This window comes from Erythrobacter donghaensis (assembly GCF_001557325.1).
In the GTDB taxonomy this organism is placed as follows: domain Bacteria; phylum Pseudomonadota; class Alphaproteobacteria; order Sphingomonadales; family Sphingomonadaceae; genus Erythrobacter; species Erythrobacter donghaensis_B.
The window spans coordinates 1-1,065 of record NZ_LSJS01000240.1 but is presented as its reverse complement, the minus strand read 5'-3'; the positions used below and the strand labels follow the sequence as shown (position 1 = coordinate 1,065).

1 protein-coding gene and 1 pseudogene are annotated in these 1,065 nt (G+C 73.0%); both read right to left on the bottom strand.

Annotation, left to right across the window (positions count from 1 at the left end; genetic code table 11):
• Positions 1–37: 37 nt before the first annotated feature.
• On the bottom strand, positions 38–727 hold the full coding sequence (locus tag AX692_RS14485; protein WP_073973748.1) for a Crp/Fnr family transcriptional regulator: 690 nt from the start codon (positions 725–727) through the stop codon (positions 38–40).
• Positions 724–1,065, bottom strand: a pseudogene (locus AX692_RS20235) (hypothetical protein); the annotation flags it as partial. The gene AX692_RS14485 and the pseudogene AX692_RS20235, both read right to left, overlap by 4 nt.

Sequence of the window (1,065 nt, the reverse complement as noted above, 5' to 3'; positions counted from 1 at the left end):
GTCTGCGCCACCGAAGGTGGCACGCAAACAAACAGCCTTACCGCCCCGATACGTCCTGCAGCATCCCTGCATCGAGCAGCGCGATCCCGCGCTTCCCCTCGCGCCGGATCGCGCCCATGTCTTCCAGTTCGCCCAGCTTGCGGCTGACGGTCTCGATCGTCAGGCCGAGCATGTTGGCGATCTCGCCGCGGGTCAGCGGCAGCTCGAAATGCTTGGCGAGGTGGCAGGAACTGTCGCTCGCCGCGGCGGCGAAATCGTGGAGCAGCGCCGCGAGCCGCGCCTCGGCGCTGGCGTGGCCCGTGAGTTCGAGCAGGTTGCGCGTCGCCAGCAGGTCGGCCTGGCTGCGGCGCAGCAGCGCGCGGGCGAGGGCGGGGTAATCCTCGATCGCGCGCTCGATGTCGGCGCGCGCGAAGGTGCACAGGCGGCTCTCGGTCAGCGCCACCACGTCGTGATGCGCGAAAGGCGCGAACAGCTCACCGATGAAGCCCGCCGGGTGGACGAGCGCGAGGATCTGCTCGTTGCCCTCGACATCCACCGCCGAGACCTTGAGCGCGCCGGTCAGCAGCGTCGCGCAGGCGGCTTCCTCGTCTCCGGCGGCAAACAGCATCTCGCCGCGTTTCAGCGTGCGGGTGCGGCCCGCGGCGGCCATCGCGTCGCGCTCATCGGGGGTGAGCACCGCGCAGGCGGCGGTCTCCTTCACCGGGCAGGTGGCACAGGCGAGGTTCATGATCCCATTGTTCCCCAGAGCCGCGCGATCGTCTCGTCCTCGCGGGCGAGGGTGGCGGCGACTTCGCCCTGCGCGGCGGTGAGCGCCGGATCGGGGCTGAGCGCATTGGCAGCCTCGGCGGCGAGGCTGTCGAGCGCGGCGAGCGCGCTGGCGGTGCGCCCGCGCTGGGTGTCGAGCTCGGCGAGCGCGATCAGGGCGGCGGCGCGCTCGGCACTTTCGGCGGGCTGGCCGGCGGCGGCGCGGGCGAGTCGGGCCGCTTCCCCGGCGCGCGCGGCAAAGGCGCTGTCGGCGCTGGCGGCGGCAGCGCGCAATTCGGCAAGCCGCGCCGGGTCGGTCGC

Excerpts from the sequence above, each read along its gene's own strand:
- AX692_RS14485 (WP_073973748.1), bottom strand. The coding sequence starts at position 727 with ATGAACCTCGCCTGTGCCACCTGCCCGGTGAAGGAGACCGCCGCCTGC.